The 19026-nt window shown below is 71.3% G+C and carries 12 protein-coding genes; 9 read left to right on the top strand and 3 right to left on the bottom strand.

All coding sequences use genetic code 11. The features are described 5' to 3' along the window. The first annotated feature begins 136 nt into the window (after positions 1-136). The 5 genes from TMZ1T_RS06575 to guaD are packed head-to-tail and all read left to right on the top strand — an operon-like array spanning position 137 to position 8303. Entirely contained in the window at positions 137-1537 is a 1401-nt protein-coding gene (locus tag TMZ1T_RS06575; RefSeq protein ID WP_012584975.1) for a nucleobase:cation symporter-2 family protein, read from the top strand. A 52-nt stretch (positions 1538-1589) separates the two neighbouring features. Beyond that, positions 1590-3095, top strand: a complete 1506-nt coding sequence (xdhA, locus tag TMZ1T_RS06570; RefSeq protein ID WP_012584974.1) for a xanthine dehydrogenase small subunit — start codon at positions 1590-1592, stop codon at positions 3093-3095. A 10-nt stretch (positions 3096-3105) separates the two neighbouring features. Beyond that, the gene (gene xdhB / locus TMZ1T_RS06565; protein WP_004327391.1) at positions 3106-5550 is read left to right on the top strand and encodes a xanthine dehydrogenase molybdopterin binding subunit; all 2445 of its coding nucleotides are present in this window, start codon (positions 3106-3108) and stop codon (positions 5548-5550) included. A 36-nt stretch (positions 5551-5586) separates the two neighbouring features. Further along, positions 5587-6999: a xanthine dehydrogenase accessory protein XdhC gene (xdhC, locus tag TMZ1T_RS21410; RefSeq protein ID WP_012584973.1), complete on the top strand. Its 1413-nt coding sequence runs from the start codon at positions 5587-5589 to the stop codon at positions 6997-6999. Next, the gene (gene guaD / locus TMZ1T_RS06550; RefSeq protein ID WP_004309111.1) at positions 6996-8303 is read left to right on the top strand and encodes a guanine deaminase; all 1308 of its coding nucleotides are present in this window, start codon (positions 6996-6998) and stop codon (positions 8301-8303) included. The genes xdhC and guaD overlap by 4 nt, the downstream gene beginning before the upstream one ends. Before the next feature lie 19 nt (positions 8304-8322). Here guaD and TMZ1T_RS06545 read toward each other — a convergent pair whose 3' ends face one another. After that, complete coding sequence (locus TMZ1T_RS06545) at positions 8323-11085, bottom strand: bifunctional diguanylate cyclase/phosphodiesterase (protein ID WP_004309114.1); 2763 nt, start codon at positions 11083-11085, stop codon at positions 8323-8325. 312 nt (positions 11086-11397) lie between these two features. Here TMZ1T_RS06545 and TMZ1T_RS06540 point away from each other — a divergent pair, with 312 nt between their 5' ends. Both TMZ1T_RS06540 and TMZ1T_RS06535 read left to right on the top strand, forming a co-directional pair. Continuing rightward, entirely contained in the window at positions 11398-12303 is a 906-nt protein-coding gene (locus TMZ1T_RS06540; protein WP_004309117.1) for a LysR family transcriptional regulator, read from the top strand. 283 nt (positions 12304-12586) lie between these two features. Then, positions 12587-13897, top strand: a complete 1311-nt coding sequence (locus TMZ1T_RS06535; RefSeq protein WP_004309118.1) for a Glu/Leu/Phe/Val family dehydrogenase — start codon at positions 12587-12589, stop codon at positions 13895-13897. Positions 13898-14151: 254 nt separating this feature from the next. Here TMZ1T_RS06535 and TMZ1T_RS06530 read toward each other — a convergent pair whose 3' ends face one another. Together TMZ1T_RS06530 and TMZ1T_RS06525 are read right to left on the bottom strand one after the other, a co-directional pair. Next, positions 14152-14913 carry an ABC transporter permease gene (locus TMZ1T_RS06530; RefSeq protein ID WP_012584972.1) on the bottom strand — a complete coding sequence of 254 codons (762 nt, stop codon included), beginning with the start codon at positions 14911-14913 and terminating at the stop codon, positions 14152-14154. Next, positions 14910-15932, bottom strand: a complete 1023-nt coding sequence (locus TMZ1T_RS06525; RefSeq protein ID WP_012584971.1) for an ABC transporter ATP-binding protein — start codon at positions 15930-15932, stop codon at positions 14910-14912. Before TMZ1T_RS06525 ends, TMZ1T_RS06530 begins: the two co-directional genes overlap by 4 nt. Positions 15933-16181: 249 nt before the next feature. Between TMZ1T_RS06525 and TMZ1T_RS06520 the strand changes: the two genes are divergently transcribed. Continuing rightward, positions 16182-17231 (top strand): ABC transporter substrate-binding protein, encoded by a 1050-nt coding sequence (locus tag TMZ1T_RS06520; protein WP_004309123.1) that lies wholly within the window; start codon positions 16182-16184, stop codon positions 17229-17231. Then, the gene (locus TMZ1T_RS06515; protein ID WP_004309124.1) at positions 17228-18925 is read left to right on the top strand and encodes a diguanylate cyclase domain-containing protein; all 1698 of its coding nucleotides are present in this window, start codon (positions 17228-17230) and stop codon (positions 18923-18925) included. The genes TMZ1T_RS06520 and TMZ1T_RS06515 overlap by 4 nt, the downstream gene beginning before the upstream one ends. The last annotated feature ends 101 nt before the right edge of the window (positions 18926-19026 follow it).

The raw sequence follows: 19026 nt of genomic DNA, 5'->3' as shown, positions 1-19026 counted from the left end.
TGCCCCACCACGCCTCCCCCTCCCCGCACACACCATACGGATCCCCTGATCCGTCCTATAAGCCCATAAGGGTTTCCATATCACGGCGCGATCCTAGACTGGACTCATCGGTCCATAACGACAAGGAGACGCCACGATGTCCGATCAAACCCGCACGAGCCGGCCGCTCGAACTCGACCCGGTAGACCAGTGCCCGCCCGGCGGGCGCCTGTTCACCCTCGCCCTGCAGCACGTGCTGGTGATGTACGCCGGCGCGATCGCGGTACCGCTGATCGTCGGCGGCGCGCTCAAGCTGCCCAAGGACCAGATCGCCTTTCTCATCAACGCCCACCTGCTGTGTTGCGGCCTGGTCACCATCATCCAGGCGCTCGGAGTCGGCCGCTTCGGCATCCGCCTGCCGATCATGATGGGCGTCACCTTCGCCGCGGTCGGGCCGATGGTGGCGATGGCGGGCAACCCCGCGCTCGGCATCAACGCCATCCTCGGCGCGGGCATCGCCGCCGGCCTCTTCGGCATCCTGTTCGCGCCCCTGGTGGCGCGCGCGCTGCCGCTGTTCCCGCCCGTGGTCACCGGCTCGATCATCGCGGTGATCGGCCTCTCGCTGATGCCGGTGGCGATCAACTGGTCGGCCGGCGGCCAGCCGCGCATCCGCGACGCGGCGACCGGACTGATGGTGGACAACCCCGCCTACGGTGCCCCGGAATACCTCGCCATCGCCGCCATCGTGCTGGTCGTGGTGCTGGCGATCACCCGCTACGGTCGTGGCTTCCTGTCCAACGTGGCGGTGCTGGTCGGCATGGGCGTGGGCTTCGCGATCGCGATCGCGCTCGGCAAGGTCGGCTTCGACGGCCTCGCCGACGCGCCCTGGGTGTCGATCGTGACGCCGCTGCACTTCGGCGCGCCGATCTTCGACCCGATCTCGATCGCCACCATGTGCCTGGTGATGGTGGTCGTGATGGTCGAGTCGCTCGGCATGTTCCTCGCGCTCGGCGAGCTCACCGGCCGCCGGCTGTCGCGCGACGACCTCACCCGCGGCCTGCGCACCGACGGCCTCGGCACCCTGATCGGCGGCTTCCTGAACACCTTCCCGCACACCAGCTTCTCGCAGAACGTCGGCCTGGTCGGCGTCACCGGCGTCAAGAGCCGCTGGGTGTGCGTGGCGGGCGGCGCGATCCTGATGGCCTTCGGCCTCTTCCCCAAGATGGCGCTGATCATCGCCTCGGTGCCGCAGTACGTACTCGGCGGCGCCGGCCTGGTGATGTTCGGCATGGTCGCCGCCACCGGCATCAAGATCCTGCTCGCGGCCGACCTGCGCAACAACCGCTTCAACCTCTACATCGTCGCGCTGTCGGTGGGCGCCGGCATGATCCCGATGGTGGCGCCGAAGTTCTTCCAGCAGATGCCGCACGCGCTCGAACCCCTGCTGCACAGCGGCATCCTGCTCGCGGCGATCACCGCGGTGACGCTCAACCTCTTCCTCAACGGCGGCCGCCGCAGCGCCAGCGCCGAGGCGATCGAGCCGGCGCTGGCGCACTGAGGCGGCGCCGAACGCGCTACCATCTTCGGGCCTGCGCCCCCGGGATCCGAAGATGGACAGCCAGACGATACGCATCCTGCTCGACGGCGAGGCGGTGTCGATCACCGACCTCGCCCCCACCACCAGCCTGCTCGCCTGGCTGCGCGGCGCGCGCGGCCTCGTCGGCACCAAGGAAGGCTGCAACGAGGGCGACTGCGGCGCCTGCACCGTGGTGGTGGGCGAGCTCGCCGACGACCCCGCGGACGCGCCGCGCCTGTACGCGGTCAACGCCTGCATCCGCTTCCTGGCCACGCTCGACGGCAAGGCGGTGTTCACCGTCGAACACCTGCGCAGCCTCGCCGGTGGCGCCCTGCACCCGGTGCAGCAGGCGATGGTCGATTGCCACGGCTCGCAATGCGGCTTCTGCACCCCCGGCTTCACGATGTCGCTGTGGGCGCTGTACGAGGACCGTCACGCGCAGGGCGAGGCCGCCGCGGATCCCGCCCGCATCCGCAGCGCGCTCGCCGGCAACCTGTGCCGCTGCACGGGCTATCGGCCGATCGTGGAGGCCGGCGAGCGCATGTTCGACGCCCCGTCGCGCCTGCTCGACCGCGATCGCCTGCGCACCGCCCTGCTCGCGCTGCGCCGCGACGACACGCTCGATTTCGGCCACGAGGGCGGCCGCTTCGTCGCCCCGCGCAGCGTGGACGAACTCCTCGCCCTGCGCAGCCGCCACCCCGCGGCCACCCTGCTCGCCGGCGGCACCGACATCGGCCTGTGGGTCAACAAGGGCCTGCGCCGGCTCGACACCCTGATCCACACCGGCGAGGTCGCCGCCCTGCGCGCGATCGTGCCGCACGCCGGCGGCCTGCGCATCGGCGCAGCGGCTTCGCTCACGGCCGCCTTCGCCGCGCTCGTCCGCCTGCACCCGGAGCTGGCCGAGCTGCGGGAGCGCTTCGCCTCGCCGCCGGTGCGCAACGCCGGCACGCTCGGCGGCAACGTCGCCAACGGCTCGCCGATCGGCGACTCGATGCCCGCGCTGATCGCGCTCGGCGCGCGCGTGGTGCTCGCGAGCGTGCGCGGCCGGCGCAGCCTGGCGCTGGAGGACTTCTATCTCGACTACATGAAGAAGGACCTCGCCGCCGACGAGATCGTCGAGGCGATCGAACTGCCGCCGCCCGCACCCGCGCGACGCTTGCGCAGCTGGAAGCTGGCCAAGCGCTTCGACTCCGACATCTCCGCGGTATGCGCCGGCTTCGCGCTCGAGCTGCGCGCGGGCCGGATCCACGCTCCGCGCATCGCCTTCGGCGGCATGGCGGCGACGCCCAGGCGCGCCACCGCCACCGAGGCCGCGCTCGCCGGCCGGCCCTGGGACGAAGCCGCGCTCGCCGCCGCACAGTGCGCGCTCGAACACGACTTCGCCCCGCTCGACGACCTGCGCGCGAGCGCCGGCTACCGCCGCCGCGCCGCCGCCGGCCTGCTCGCGCGCTTCTTCCTCGAGACCCGCCCCGACGCGCCGCTCGCCGCGGCGCAGACGCGCGCCTTCGCCGCGGAAGATCTCGCCGGCGGCGGGCGCTGAGGAGAACGTGATGAACGAGCCGATCGAGCCCACCTCGTCACCGCCGGCATCCGCCCCCCCCGCCGGCCAGCCGCATCCGCACGAGTCCGCCCACCTGCACGTGGCCGGCGAGGCCACCTACGTCGACGACCTCCCCGAACCCGCCGGCACCGCACACGCGGCGCTCGGCCTGTCGACGCAGGCGCACGCGCGCATCGTGGCGATGGACTTCGGCGCGGTGCTCGCGGCGCCCGGCGTGCTCGGCGTGCTGGTGGCCGCCGACATTCCGGGACGCAACGACTGCGGGCCGATCGTGCACGACGACCCCATCCTCGCCGCAGGCGAAGTGCACTACGTCGGCCAGCCGATCTTCGCGGTGATCGCCGACGAGCGCGACGCCGCGCGCCGCGCCGCGCGCCTCGCCCGCATCGACTACGCACCGCTGCCGGCGCGGCTCGACCCGCTGGAGGCCGCATGCGCGGGCGAGCTCGTGCTGCCGCCGATGCGCCTCATGCGTGGCGACGTCGATGCGGCGCTGGCCGCGGCGCCGCATCGCGTGGAGGGGCGATGGCAGGTCGGCGGCCAGGAGCACTTCTACCTCGAAGGCCAGGTCGCGCTCGCCCAGCCGCGCGAGGACGGCTGCATGCAGGTGTGGTGTTCCACCCAGCACCCGAGCGAGATGCAGCAGGTGGTGGCGCACTGCCTGGGCATCGCCGCCCACCGCGTGGTCGTGGAGATGCGCCGCATGGGCGGCGGCTTCGGCGGCAAGGAGTCGCAGTCGGCGCTGTTCGCCTGCGTGGCGGCGCTGGCGGCGGCGAGATTTCGCCGTGCGATCAAGCTGCGCCCCGATCGCGACGACGACATCGCCATCACCGGCAAGCGCCACGACTTCCACTACGACTACACCGTCGGTCACGACGAAGAGGGCCGCCTCCTCGCGCTGCGCGTCGACATGGTCGCGCGCGCGGGCTGCTCCGCCGACCTCAGCGGCCCGGTCGCCACGCGCGCGCTCTGCCATGTCGACAACGCCTACCACCTGCCGGCGGCCGACCTCCGTGCCCGGCTCGCGCGCACCCACACCCAGTCCAACACCGCCTTCCGCGGCTTCGGCGGACCGCAGGGCGCGATCCTCGCCGAGTGGGTGATCGACGGCATCGCGCGCACGCTCGGGCGCGATCCGCTCGACGTGCGCCGCGCCAACTTCTACGGCGGCCCGGGGCGCGACACCACGCCCTACGGCCAGGTGGTCGCCGACAACGTGCTGCACGCGCTGGTCGACGAACTCGAAGCGAGCAGCGACTACCGCGCCCGCCGCGCCGAGATCGCCGCCTTCAACGCCGCCGCTCCGGTGCTGCGGCGCGGGCTGGCGCTCACCCCGGTGAAGTTCGGCATCTCCTTCAACCTCACCCACCTGAACCAGGCCGGCGCGCTGGTGCATGTGTATGCCGACGGCTCGGTGCTGGTAAACCACGGCGGTACCGAGATGGGCCAGGGCCTGCACACCAAGGTCTGCCAGGTGGTCGCCGCCGAGCTCGGCATCGCGCTCGAGCGCGTGCGCGCCACCGCCACCGACACCAGCAAGGTGGCCAACACCTCGGCCACCGCGGCCTCCACCGGCGCCGACCTCAACGGCCAGGCCGCGGCCGCCGCCGCGCGCACGATCCGCATGCGCCTGGCGGAGTTCGCACTGCGCCGCTTCGCCGAGGGGGGCGAGGGGGGCCAAGGCGAAGACCGCGGCGATGCGCGCCCAGGCCGCCGGCCCGCCGACCCGGCCGCGGTGCGCTTCGCCGACGGCCAGGTGTACGTCGGTGCACACACGATCCCCTTCGCCGAGCTCGTCGGCGCGGCCTACCGCGCCCGCGTGCAGCTGTGGTCCGACGGCTTCTACGCCACGCCCGGACTGCACTGGGACGCGGCCACGCTCACCGGCCACCCCTTCCATTACTTCGCCTACGGCGCGGCGGTGTCCGAGGTGGTGGTCGACACGCTCACCGGCGAATGGCGCCTGCTGCGCGCCGACCTGCTGCACGACGCCGGCAGCTCGATCAACCCGGCGATCGACCGCGGCCAGGTCGAGGGCGCCTTCATCCAGGGCATGGGCTGGCTCACCATGGAAGAGCTGTGGTGGAACGCCGAGGGCCGCCTGATGACCCACGCGCCTTCCACCTACAAGATCCCCGCCGCGCACGACTGCCCGGCGGACCTGCGCGTGCGCCTGTTCCACAACCCCAACCGCGCCGACACCCTCCTGCGCTCCAAGGCGGTCGGCGAACCGCCGCTGCTGCTCGGTTTCTCGGTCTTCTTCGCGCTGCGCGACGCCATCGCCGCCGCCGGCGACGGCCACAGCAACCCGCCCCTGCGCGCACCCGCCACCCCCGAGGCCATCCTCGACGCGCTCGACGCGGTGCGCCGGCGCCCGACGCCCGACGCCCGACGCCCGACGCCCGACGCCTCCCATCTGACGCCTGACGCCTGACCCCCCGACGTTTCGTCCTTCGCAGCTCACCTCCCCTTGCCCTCCTGGATCTCCACCCTCTCCTGTCTGCTCGAGACCGACGCCCGCGCGGTCCTGGTCACGGTCGCCGCCACACGAGGTTCGGCACCGCGCGCCGCGGGTGCGCACATGGTGGTGACGGCCGCCCAGGTGCAGGGCAGCGTCGGCGGCGGCCGGCTGGAGCAGCGCGCCATCGGGATCGCGCGCGAGCTGCTCGTCGCCGACGCCCCTTCCCCGCGCCTCGAACGTTTCGCCCTCGGCGCCAGCCTCGGCCAGTGCTGCGGCGGCGTCGTGGTGCTGGCCTTCGAGCGCGTCGGCCCGGCACAGCGGGAGTGGGTCGGGCGCGCCGCCACGCTCGCCGCCGCAGGCCGCGCCTGGGGGCGGCGGATCTTCATCGACGGCCCGCACGCCGGCGCGGTCGCGGTGTTCGACCGCGAATCGGTGGGACACACCTGCACCGACCCGGCCCTCTCCGCCCACGCCCGCGACCTCCTCGCCGCCGGCGAGGACACCGCCCTCCTCCTGTTCATGCTCGGCTGCAGGAGCGACGCGAGTCGCGATCGGGCCGACGAGGGGGCGACGGCGCCGGGATCCGCCGCGCCCCCCGCCCCGAGCGCCGGATCGCGACTTGCGTCGCTCCTACAGGAAGACCTCGCCGCTCCTCGTAGGAGCGACGCGAGTCGCGATCGGGCCGACGAGGGGGCGACGGCGCCGGGATCCACCGCGACCCCGGCCCCGGGCGCCGGATCGCGACTTGCGTCGCTCCTACAGGAAGACCTCGCCGCTCCTCGTAGGAGCGACGCGAGTCGCGATCGGGCCGACGGATCGGCGACAGCGCCCGGATCCGCCGCGGCGCTCGGGACGGCGATCCTGCTCGATGCGAGCCCGCCGCCGGCGCTGCAGGTGGTGATGTTCGGCGCGGGCCATGTGGGGCGGGCGCTGGCGGAGCTGTTCGGGCGGCTGCCGCTGCGCGTGCGCTGGGTCGACGCGCGCGCGCAGGAATTCCCGCCCGCGCTTGCGCCCAATGTCGAACCGCACTGCACCGACACGCCGACGGCGGAGGTGCGCGCGGCGCCCGCGGGCGCGGTCTTCCTGGTCCTCACTCACAGCCACGCGCTCGACTTCGAGCTGGTCGAAGCCATCCTCGCGCGCGACGACTTCCGCTTTTGCGGCCTGATCGGCTCGCAGACCAAGCGCGCGCGCTTCGCCCACCGCCTGCACGCGCGCGGAATCGAAGAAGCGCGCATCGCACGCCTGCGCTGCCCGGTCGGCCTGCCCGGCCTGCCGGGCAAGGAAGCCGAGGTGATCGCGCTCGCGATCGCCGCCGAAGTGATGCGCCTGCGCCCGCAAGCGCATCCCCCGAGCACGCCGCGCCGGCCCGCAGCGGGCGCACCGGCCACGCAACCCACGGAATCCGGCCACGAGACATGAAGCCCTCCGCCCCACCCTCCCCGCGGCTCTCCGCCGTACGCGGCGAGATCGTCCACTTCCTCGCCGACCCCGCGGCCGACCCGCGCGCGCTCGAGCACTTCGCCGACGGCGTGCTGATCGTGCGCGACGGCCACGTCGCCGAATGCGGCCCCGCCGCCGCGCTGTTGCCCAAGCTGCCCGCCGGCACGCCGCTCGCCGACCACCGCGGCAAGCTGATCCTGCCCGGCTTCGTCGACACCCACGTGCACTACCCGCAGACCGACATCATCGCCAGCCACGGCGAGCAGCTGCTCGAATGGCTGGAGAAATACACCTTCCCCGCCGAGCGCCGCTTCGCCGACCGCGCGCATGCCGCCGAGGTCGCCGGCTTCTTCTGCGACGAGCTGCTGCGCAACGGCACCACCACCGCGGCGGCCTTCGCCACGGTGCACGCGGCCTCGGTGGATGCGCTCTTCGAGGCCGCGCGCGCGCGCCGCATGCGCATGATCACCGGCAAGGTGCTGATGGACCGCAACTGCCCCGACTTCCTGCGCGACACGGCGGAGACCGGCTACGCGGAGTCGAAGGCCTTGATCGAGCGCTGGCACAACCGCGACCGCCTGCTGTACGCCATCACCCCGCGCTTCGCGCCCACCTCCACGCCCGCGCAGATGACGCTCGCCGGTCGCCTCTTCAACGAGCACCCGGGCGTCTTCCTGCAGTCGCACCTCGCCGAGAACCGCGCCGAGGTGGCCTGGGTGGCGCAGCTGTACCCGCAGGCGCGCAGCTACCTCGACGTGTATGCCCGCGCCGGCCAGCTCGGCACGCGCGCGGTGTTCGCGCACTGCATCTGGCTCGACGACGCCGACCGCCGGCACATGGCCGAGACCGGCGCGGCGATCAGCTTCTGCCCCACCTCCAACCTCTTCCTCGGCTCGGGGCTCTTCGACCTGCGGCGCGCGCGCGCGCTCGGCGTGCGCGTGGGACTGGGCACGGACGTGGGGGGCGGCACCAGCTTCTCGATGCTGCAGACCATGAACGAGGCCTACAAGGTGCTGCAGCTCGCCGGCCAGTCGCTGTCGGCGGCGAGCGCTTTCCACCTCGCCACCCTGGGCGGCGCGCACAGCCTCTACCTCGACGACCGCATCGGCAACCTCGCGCCCGGCAAGGAGGCCGACTTCGTCGTCCTGAACCCGCGCGCAACGCCCCTGCTCGAGCGCCGCAGCGCCGCCTGCGCGACGCTGGAGGAGCGCCTCTTCGTGCTGATGATGCTTGGGGACGACCGTGCGGTGGCGGCGACGCACGTGCTGGGCGTGCCGGTGTAGGCAGGGCGCGCGGCCGGCCTCAGATCATCTCGAGGAAGTCGCCCCAGGCCTCCATCGGCAGCGGCTTGCCGAACAGGTAACCCTGAAAGGAATCGCACCCATGCTGGCGCAGGAAGTCGCGCTGCTCCGGCATCTCCACCCCCTCGGCCACCACCTCCAGGCCGAGCGCGTGGCTCAGCGACAGGATCGCCAGCACGATCGCCTCGCTGCTCTCGTCCTCGGCCATGTCGCGCACGAAGGACTGGTCGATCTTGAGCTGGTCGAAGGGCAGGCGCTTGAGGTAGGACAGCGAGGAGTAGCCGGTGCCGAAGTCGTCGAGCGCGAAGCGGATGCCGAGCGCGCGCAGCTCGTTCATGCGCCGGATGGTCTCGTCCACGTCCGACAGGATGGCGCTCTCGGTGAGCTCCAGCTCGAGGCGGCAAGGGTCGATGGCCGCGGCGCGCACGGAGTCCTTCACGCTGGCGACGAAGTCGGGCTGGTGGAACTGGCGCGCGCTGACGTTGACCGCGATCTTGAGGTGGCGCGTGCCCTCGTTCATCTGCCAGCGCGCGAGCTGGGCACAGGCGCTGCGCAGCACCCACAAGCCGAGACGGACGATGTGGCCGGTGTCCTCGGCGAGCGGGATGAACTCGGCCGGCGACACCATGGCGCCACCGTCGAGCGGCCAGCGCAGCAGGGCCTCGGCGCCGATCACCACGCCGCGCCGGTTGACCTGGGGCTGGAAGAAGAGCCGGAAGGCGTTCGCTTCCAGCGCCTCGTGCATGCGGGCCTCGAGACGGGCGTGGGCATCGACCACCGCCTGCATCTCGGGGTTGAAGAAGCGCACGATGTCGCGCCCGTCCTGCTTGGCCCGGTACAAGGCCACCTCGGCCTGCTTGAGCAGGCTCTCGAGCGAGCTCACGCCGTCGTGGAACAGGCTGATGCCGAAGCTCAGCGTCGCGAAGTGGCGGTCGCCCTCCGTACCACCGAGCACATAGGGTTGTTGCAGCGCGCGCTGGAGCTTGCGTGCGACGTGCTCGGCGTGGCTCAGCGCATCGGCCTCGGTTTCGCCGATGCGCTCGACGAGCACGGCGAAGTCGTCGTCGCCATGGCGCGCGACCGTGTCCTCCTCGCGCACGCTCGCGCGCAGGCGCGCCGCGACCTCGCACAGCAGGCGGTCTCCGGCGGCGTGACCGAGGGTGTCGTTGAGCTGGCGGAAGCGATCGATGTCGACCAGCATCAGCATGCCGAAGCTCTCGCGGCGCACACCGCTGCGGATGGCCTGGGCGATGCGGTCGTGCAGCAGCGCGCGGTTGGGCAGCCCGGTCAGCGCATCGAAGTAGGCCAGCCGGTGCAGCAGCGCCTCGGATTGCTTGCGCTGCGTGATGTCCTCCTTGACCGCCACGTAGTGGGTGACCGTGCCGCCCGCGTCCTTGATCGGCGCGATCGTCGCCAGCTCGAGATAGGCGGAGCCGTCCTTGCGGACGTTGTGGAACTCGCCGCGCCACACCTCGCCTGCAAGCAAGGTCGCCCACATCTGCTCGTAGGTTGCGCGCGGCGTCAACCCGCCGTTGAGGATGCGCGGGTTGCGTCCGAGCACCTCGTCGCGCGCATAGCCCGTGATGCGCTGGAAGGCCTCGTTCACATACAGGATGCACCCCGCGGTGTCGGTGATGACGATCGACTCCGGGCTCTGCTCGATCACCATCGACAGGCGTTGCAGCTCGCCCTCGCGCTTGCCGATCTCCAACGCCATCTGGTCGATGCCCTCGGAGAGCGCGTCGAGCTCGGCAACGCCGGTGGCCTGCCCGATGCGCGCATCGCGCCGCCCGGCAGCGATCTCGGCAATCGCACCGCGCACCCGCGTCGCCCACACCTCGATCAGCCGGTAGATGTACAAGCGCGCGATCAGCGCGGAGGCCAGCGCGATGGCCGCGACCAGGGCCAGGTACATCAGCAGGCGCTGCCCCGCCGCCTCCAGCGAGCGCTCCAGCGGCGCACCGATCGCGAAAAAGCCGCTGCCAGGGGCGAAATCCGGCACGCCGATGCCGTACAGGCGCTGCACGCCATCGATGCCGGCGAGTTCGGCGATGCCGCCTTCGTCGCGCACGACGGCGGCCATGCGCGCGAGCGTCGTCGCGGGGACCTTGTGCGCGCGCCAGCCCTCGGGCGCACGCTCGGGCTGGTGCGCGAGCACCAGGCCGGAATTGCTGATCACGCTCGCCTCCCAACCCTCAGGCAGGCGGAACCCTTCGATCAGGCGATCGAACCACGCCACCGTGATGGTGGCGAAGATCACCGCACGCAGCGTGCCGTCCGCCGCACGCAGCGGGTAGCCGAAAGCCATGCTCGGCGTTCCCGACACCCTGCCGATGACAAACTCCCCGGGGGAAATTTCATCACTGTCGAGAGAAGTGCGGAACCAGGCGCGATCGATCACCGTCACCGGGGCGCTCATCGGCCTCCCGCTGCAGAAGATCTCCCCGTCGGGCAGCGCGGCGCCGATGTTTGCGAAACCGTCCAGCGACTTGAGCAGGCGCCCGGCGATGCCCGAGCATTGCGCGGAATCCAGCGCTTGCAGGTCGTTGGAGCGCGCCATGATCCGCAACACCAACGCGACCGCGCGATGCGCGGCCTGCGCCTCGCGGTTCGCATCCGCCAGGCGCAGCGCGATCTCGGCGCGGGTCTCGGCCACCGCCTGTTCACGGCGCTCGTGGAAGTCGAAAAAGACGAACAGCAGCACCGGAAGTACCGCGATCGCGATCGTCAGCCACAGGCGGAAATTGAGCGAGGTACGGATCATCGGTCGTACCGCGACGGGCGTCGACGGGGGCTCTCCGGCGCATGGGGGATTGGGGGACAGTGCGCGAACTCTGCCGCAATTTTGCGGCGCAGTCGCGCCCGGTTACCTGAATCATGCGAACCAGTTCACGAAACGCCCCATTATAGGGCCTGCGAATCCCGCATGCATACCCGGGCATGTCGGCCGCGCGCGTCCTGCCCCGGCCCGGCGAGCACCGGGCCCGATGGGCGACGGGCGCCGAGCGGCGGTACGCGGGGAACGCCGGCGGATTTCCTGCATACAATGGGGTCTCTCCCCCTGCAGGGCCCGCCCATGGAACTCAAATGGCTGGAAGATTTCCTCAGCCTCGCCGACAGCGGGAGCTTCTCGCGCTCGGCCGAGCAGCGCCACGTCTCGCAGCCCGCCTTCTCGCGCCGGATCCGCGCGCTCGAGGCCTGGCTGGGGGTGGCGCTGGTCGACCGCAGCACCTTCCCGACCCGGCTCACCGAAGCGGGCGAGGCCTTCAAGGGACCGGCGGCGGATCTCATCCACCGCCTGCATGCGGCGCGCGCGCTGGTGCGCGGCCACCAGACGACCGCGGGCGACGCGCTCGTGTTCGCCGTCCCGCACACGCTCGCCTTCGCCTTCTTCCCGACCTGGCTGGGGCGGCTCAAGGCCGAGTTCGGCGAGGTCCCCACGCGGCTGATCGCGGGCAACGTGCATGACGTGGTGACCATGCTGGTGGAAGGCGGCTGCGATCTGCTGCTGTGCTACCACCATCCGACCCACCCGGTGTGGCTCGATCCCGCGCGCTTCGAAGGCATCCAGCTCGCGGTCGAGCGCGTGCGCCCCTACCTGCCGCGCCGGCTCGCGCGCAGCGCGGGCTGGCAGCTGCCCGGTTCGGCCGAGGCGCCCATCCCCTTCCTGCGCTACGGACCCAACACCTACCTGCGCCGCATGGTCGACACCATCCTCGACCGCGCCGCCCATCCGGCCCACCTCGCCCTGCAGTACGAATCCGACATGGCCGAGAGCCTCAAGGCCATGCTGCTCGCCGGTCACGGCCTCGCCTTCCTGCCCGCGAGCGCGGTCGCGCGCGAGGTGGAACGCGGCGAGGTGGTGGTCGCCGGCGGCCCGGAGTGGAGCCTGGAGATGGAGGTCCGCCTCTACCGCGACCGCGCCAACACCAAGCCCGAGCTGCTGCGCCTGTGGCAGCACCTCGCCGCAAAGCCTCTGTAGGAACCGCTGCAGGAGCGACGCAAGTCGCGATTGCGCCGCGTCGGACCACGTCGGATGTCGGTCGCGGCCAAGCCACCGCAATCGCGACTCGCGTCGCTCCTGCGCCAGAACCCGAGCGCCGCGGGTAGCCGAGGCACGCGGCTGCACACCGACTCACCGGCCCCTCCGGCCCCTCCGGCCACCCTATGCGCAAGACGCATGACCCGATGTAGCAACGGCATGCCTTCGGGCCAGGGCAATCCACACAATGCGCGCACCTTCTCACACCACACGAGGCAGACAGATGAGTGCGACACCACAAGACAAGGCGGCCCTCGACCGCGTCGGCGGCCTTTCCTACCTGAACCCGGCCGCCCCCGAGCCGTGGGCGAGCTTCGTCGAGCAGATCGAGCGCGTGCGCCCCCATCTCGGCGCGCTCGAACGCTGGATCGAGACCCTCAAGCATCCCAAGCGCGCGCTGATCGTCGATGTGCCGATCGAGCGCGACGACGGCACCGTCGCCCACTACGAGGGCTACCGCGTGCAGCACAACCTGTCGCGCGGCCCGGGCAAGGGCGGCGTGCGCTTCCACCCCGACGTCACCCTCAACGAGGTGATGGCGCTGGCCGGCTGGATGACGATCAAGAACGCCGCGGTCGGGCTCCCCTTCGGCGGCGCCAAGGGCGGCATCCGCGTCGATCCGGCGAGCGTCAGCAAGGGCGAGCTGCAGCGCATCACCCGCCGCTACACCTCCGAGATCGGCATCGTCATCGGCCCGGACAAGGACATCCCCGCGCCCGACGTCGGCACCAACGCGATGACGATGGCGATCATGATGGACACCTTCTCGATGAACCGCGGCGGCACCGCCACCGGCGTCGTCACCGGCAAGCCGATCGCGCTCGGCGGCAGCCTGGGCCGCCAGGAAGCCACCGGCCGCGGCGTCTTCATCGCCGCGCGCGAGGCCGCCCGCCACCTGCGCCTGCCGATCGAGGGCGCGCGCGTGGTCGTGCAGGGCTTCGGCAACGTCGGCGGCATCGGCGCGCGCATGTTCCACGACGCCGGCGCGCGCGTGATCGCGATCGCCGACCATACCGCCATCCTGGTGAACGAGGCCGGCATCGACATCCCCGCCGCGCTCGAGCACACCGCCGCGAACGGCGGCCTGAAGGGCTTCGCCGGCGCCGCGCCGATCGACCCCGAGGCGTTCTGGCGCCTCGAGTGCGAGTTTCTCGTCCCTGCCGCGCTCGAAGGCCAGCTCACCGTCGAGCGGGCTGCCGGCGCGCGTGCGCGCATCGTCGTCGAGGGCGCCAACGGCCCGACCACCCCGGCCGCGGACGACATCCTCCACGAGCGCGGCATCCTGGTCGTGCCCGACGTGCTCGCCAACGCCGGCGGCGTCACCGTGTCGTACTTCGAATGGGTGCAGGATTTCTCCAGCTTCTTCTGGACCGAGGACGAAATCAACGAGCGCCTCGAGCGCATCATGGTCGCCGCCTTCACCGCGATCTGGAAGGTGGCCCAGGAGAAGCAGGTGTCGCTGCGCACCGCCGCCTTCATCATCGCCTGCGCGCGGGTGCTGGAGGCGCGCGCGGAGCGCGGGCTGTACCCGTAAGGGGCGAGGCGCCGGGCCTTGCGCCGCAGCACCTCCGTCGCAAGCGATTGCAGTGGTGGCGGTCCGTCGCCGCTGCAATCGCGACTTGCGTCGCTCCCACGAGAGAAGCACGGACCCGCGGCGGTAGACGGAATCGCCGCGGTGACCGGAAAACGCACCGGTCCGGAATCTCCCGTGGGAGCGACGCAAGTCGCGATTCCGACGCCCGGGATGCGGCACCCCGGATGCGACGCCAGCCGGCGGGCCTGCGCCCCTCAAGGCTTCAGCCGATACCCCGTCCTCAACATCCAGGTCGCCACCCCCACGAACACCGCCAGGAACAGCAGCGTCATCGCCAGGCTCACCCCCACCGCCACATCCGCGCTGCCGTAGAAGCTCCAGCGGAAGCCGCTCACCAGGTACACCACGGGGTTGAACAGCGACACCGTGCGCCACCCCGCCGGCAGCATGTCGATCGAGTAGAAACTGCCGCCGAGGAAGGTCAGCGGGGTGATGATCAGCAGCGGCACGAGCTGCAGCTTCTCGAAGTTGTCCGCCCAGATGCCGAGGATGAAGCCGAGCAGGCTGAAGCTCATCGCGGTGAGCAGCAGGAAGGCGATCATCCACAGCGGATGCTCGATGCGCAGCGGCACGAAGAAGGTGGCGGTGGCGAGGATGATCAGGCTCAGGATCACCGCCTTGGTCGCCGCCGCGCCCACGTAGCTCAGCACGATCTCGAAGTGCGACACCGGCGCCGACAGGATCTCGTAGATCGTGCGCGAGAACTTCGGGAAGAAGATGCCGAAGGAGGCGTTCGACACGCTCTGGGTGAGCAGGTTGAGCATGATCAGGCCGGGCACGATGAAGGCGCCGTAGCTCACGCCCTCGATCTCGGGGATGCGCGCGCCGATCGCCGAGCCGAAGACGACGAAATACAGCGAGGTGGTGATCACCGGCGCCAGCACGCTCTGCAGCAGCGTGCGCTTCGTGCGCGCCATCTCGAACAGGTAGATCGCGCGGACCGCGTGCCAGTTCATCGTGCGCCCTCCCCTGCGGCCTCGGCCCGGTTGCCCCGCTCGTCCGTACCCGGCGCTTCGCGCTCGCTCACCAGGCTGACGAAGATCTCTTCGAGCGAACGCTGGGTAGTGTGCAGGTCGGTGAACATGATCCCCGCGGCGGCGAGGTCCTGCAGCAAGCCTGCGATCGCGCCATCGCCTGCCGGATCGCTGCCCTCGCCCCCTTCCCCGCCTTCGCCCCTGCCGAGCTCGTAGCGATAGACCAGCGTTTTGCCGCCCTTGCCCAGCACCAGCCCGTAGCGCGCGAGCGCGGGCGGGACCTCGGCGAGCGGCGCCGCCAGTTGCAGCGTGAGCTGCTTGCCGCCGAGCTTCGTCATCAGCACGGCCTTGTCCTCGACCAGGATCAGCGCACCCTTGGCGATCACGCCGATGCGGTCGGCCATCTCCTCCGCCTCCTCGATGTAGTGCGTGGTCAGGATCACGGTGACGCCGCTGTCGCGCAAGCGGCGCACGAGCTGCCACATGTCGCGGCGCAGCTCCACGTCCACCCCGGCGGTGGGCTCGTCGAGGAAGAGGATGCGCGGCTCGTGCGAGAGCGCCTTGGCGATCAGCACGCGGCGCTTCATGCCGCCCGAGAGCATCATCAGCCTGGCATCCTTCTTCGCCCACAGCGACAAGTCCTTCAGCAGCTGCTCGATGTAGGCCGGGTCGGGCGGCTTGCCGAACAGGCCGCGCGTGAAGCTCACCGTGTTCCACACCGTCTCGAAGGCGTCGGTGGTGAGTTCCTGCGGCACCAGGCCGACGAGGGCGCGCGCGGCGCGGTAGTCGCGCACGATGTCGTGACCATCCACCCGCACGCTGCCCGAGCTGGCATTGACCAGGCCGCACACGATGCTGATCAGCGTGGTCTTGCCCGCGCCGTTGGGCCCGAGCAGCGCGAAGATCTCGCCGCGGCGGATGTCGAGGTCGACACCCTTCAGCGCGGAGAAGCCGGAGGCGTAGGTCTTGGACAGAGCGGAGATCGAGATGATGGGGTCCATGGGATCGAAGATAACAGATCGACGAGGCGGCCCGCAGGATCGAGCGGCACCGGGCACGATGAGCGGCAGCGGAGTGCCCCAAGGCCGCGATCGCGACTTGCGGCGCTCCAGCATGGGCGGCCCGTCCACCGCCCGGCGGCGGCTGGCGGCCAGCCGTCGGGCGCGCTTCCGCGGCAGGCTCGGCGCGCTTAAACTGCCTCGCACCCCCCAAGATCCTTCCCCGCCGCCAGATCCAGGAGCCGATCCGTCATGCTTCGTCGCTTGAGCCTGCATCGCCTCCCCTGGCTTGTGCTCGCGCTCGCACTCTCCGGCACGGCCTGCGCGACCGAGGTGTTGCGCGTGCTGAGCTGGCCGGGCTATGCCGACGCCGACGTGGTGCAGGCCTTCGAGGCCCGCACCGGCGCCCGGGTCGAAGTCACCCAGGTCGATTCCGACGAAACGCTGTGGCAGAAGCTCAGCACGAACGACGCGACCGACTACGACGTGTTCGCGGTCAATACCGCCGAGCTGCAGCGCTACATCGACCGCGGCGTGGCCGTGGCGATCGATCCGGCCGCGCTGCCCAACCTCGGTGCGCAATTGCCGCGCTTCCGCAACCCGGCAACGCTGCCCGGCACGACTCGCGATGGCAAGCTGTACGCCATCCCCTATGCCTGGGCCGAAATGGGCCTGATCTACGATCGGCGCCAGTTCGACGCGCCACCCCAGTCCATCGCCGCGCTGTGGGACGCCCGCTACCGCGGCAAGGTGCTGGTGTACAACAGCGGCTCGCACAACTTCTCGCTCGCCGCACAGATGCTGGGCAAGGCATCGCCCTTCCGCCTCGACGCCGCCGACTGGGCGCCGGCGGTCGAGCGTCTGGTCGAGTTGCGCCGCAACCTGCTGACCTTCTACGCCCAGCCGGAAGAATCCGCGCATCTGTTCGTCAGCCGCGGCGCGGCGCTGATGTACGCCAATTACGGCACCCAGCAGCTGCAGCTCCTGCGCGCAGCGGGGGCGGACGTGGGCTATGCGATCCCGCGCGAAGGCGCGCTCGCCTGGCTCGACTGCTGGGTGGTGACGCGCGGCGCACGTAACCAGGCGCTCGCGCTGGCGTGGATCGACCACCTGCTCGGCACCGGCCCGGCGCACGTGCTGAGCGCGCGCCACGGCCTCGACAACACCCGCGACCCGGCGCCGCACCAGGCCGAAACCGACCGCCTGGTCTGGCTCGAACCGGTCGAGGACGTCGAACGCCGCAACCTGCTGTGGGAGCGCATCCTCTCCGGCGACCGCGGCGCACGGGTGCTCGCGCCATGAGATTCGGCATCGCCGCCCGTCTTGGCATCGTACTCGCCCTGTCCGGCATGCTCTCCGCCGGCATCACCGCCTTCCAGGCCCAGCGCGCCAGCGAGACCGTGCTGGTGGACAGCGCGCGTGCCGAGCTGCTCACCTCCACCCGGGTGCTCGCGCAGCGCATCACGCAGGTGCGCGAGGACATCTCGCGCACCCTGCTCGCGCTCGCCCGCCACCCGGCCGCGCTCGCGGCGCTGGAGAGCGACGACCCGCAGGCTGCGACGCAGCTCGCGACCCTGCTCGCCCTGCCGATGGCGGCCAACCGCGCCTACTTCCAGCTCCGCCTGATCGGCGCCGCCGACCACGGCCTCGAGCGCGTGCGGATCGACCGCGACGGCGACGCACTGCTGCGCGTGGACGGCGACGCGCTGCAGGAAAAGGGCCACTACCCCTACGTCTTCGACGCCCTCGCGCTGGCAGCGGGCGAGGTTTACATGTCGCGCGTGAGCATCAATCGCGAGCGTGGCTCGCACGCCGCCCTCGGCCGGCCCGCGGTGCAGCTCGCCACCCCGGTCGTCGACGAATCGGGCCGGCCACGCGGGGTGATCGTGGGCAGCATCGACCTCAACGGCGTGTTCGCCCTGCTCGCCGCCGACCTGCCCGCCGACTTCCTGCTCTACCTCGCCAACAGCGCGGGCGACTACCTGATCCACCCCGACCCCGCGCGCACCTTCGGCTTCGACAAGGGACGCCGGGTACGGGTGCAGGACGAGTTCCCCGCCACGCAGGCCGTGATCGACGGCCGCAGCAGCGAGTCGATGATCGACAGCGATGCCGGCGAGCACGCGCAGGCGCCGCTGGTCGCCGCCTTCATCGCCGCGCGGGTGCAGCTGCGCACCGAAGAGGGCGCCTTCATCCTCGGCCTCGCGCGCCCACGCGCCGCCGTGCTCGCCGAGCTCGATCCGCTGCGCGGGATCATGCTGCAGATCGTCATCGGCATGAGCCTCACCGGCATCCTGCTCGCGGCCATCCTCGCCCGCGCGATCACCCATCCGATCGAGGTGCTGGGTGCCGCGGTGCAGAACTTCTACGACAACGACCAGGCCCCGGCGCTGCCGGTCGAGCGTCAGGACGAGATCGGCGCCCTCGCCCGCCGCTTCGCCGAGCTGCGCACCCAGATCGGGCAGCAGTTGGCCGAGCTCGAGCACCGCCGCCGCGAGCTCGAGCATCTCGCCCGCCACGACGCGCTCACCGGGCTGCCCAACCGCGCGCTCTTCGACGACCGCATGGCGGTGGCGCTCGCGTCCGCCCGCCGCGACGACGGCGGGCTGGCCTTGCTGTTCGTCGATATCGATGATTTCAAGCCGATCAACGACCGCCTCGGCCACGTCGTCGGCGACCGCGTGCTCGAAGGCGTGGCGGCGCGCATCCGCCAGAGCATCCGCGAGTCCGACACCGCGGCGCGCATCGGCGGCGACGAGTTCGTCGTGCTGCTGCCCGGGATCGCGTCGGCCGAAGACGCCAGAGTGGTCGCGGACAAGATCCGCGCGGCGATCGACCGCCCGTTCATGATCGACGGTGGAGAGCTCGCGGTTTCGGTGAGCATGGGCCTCGCCCACTACCCGCAGGACGGCAGCGACTCCACCACCCTCGCCCGCCACGCCGATGCCGCGATGTACCGCGACAAGGCCGAAGGCAAGGCACGGCGGCACAGCTGAAACCGGCCGCCAGCCGGCATGGAAGTGTCGGAAATTTTTACACCCGGTGCCGAACCTTCAAAAATAAGCGCAGATAATCAATGGTCTGATCGTCGGGCACG

Origin of the sequence: Thauera aminoaromatica (genome assembly GCF_000021765.1) — a bacterium.
GTDB classification, from domain to species: domain Bacteria; phylum Pseudomonadota; class Gammaproteobacteria; order Burkholderiales; family Rhodocyclaceae; genus Thauera; species Thauera aminoaromatica.
The sequence above is the reverse complement of the archived record's forward strand: the minus strand, read 5'-3'. Positions and strand labels throughout refer to the sequence as shown.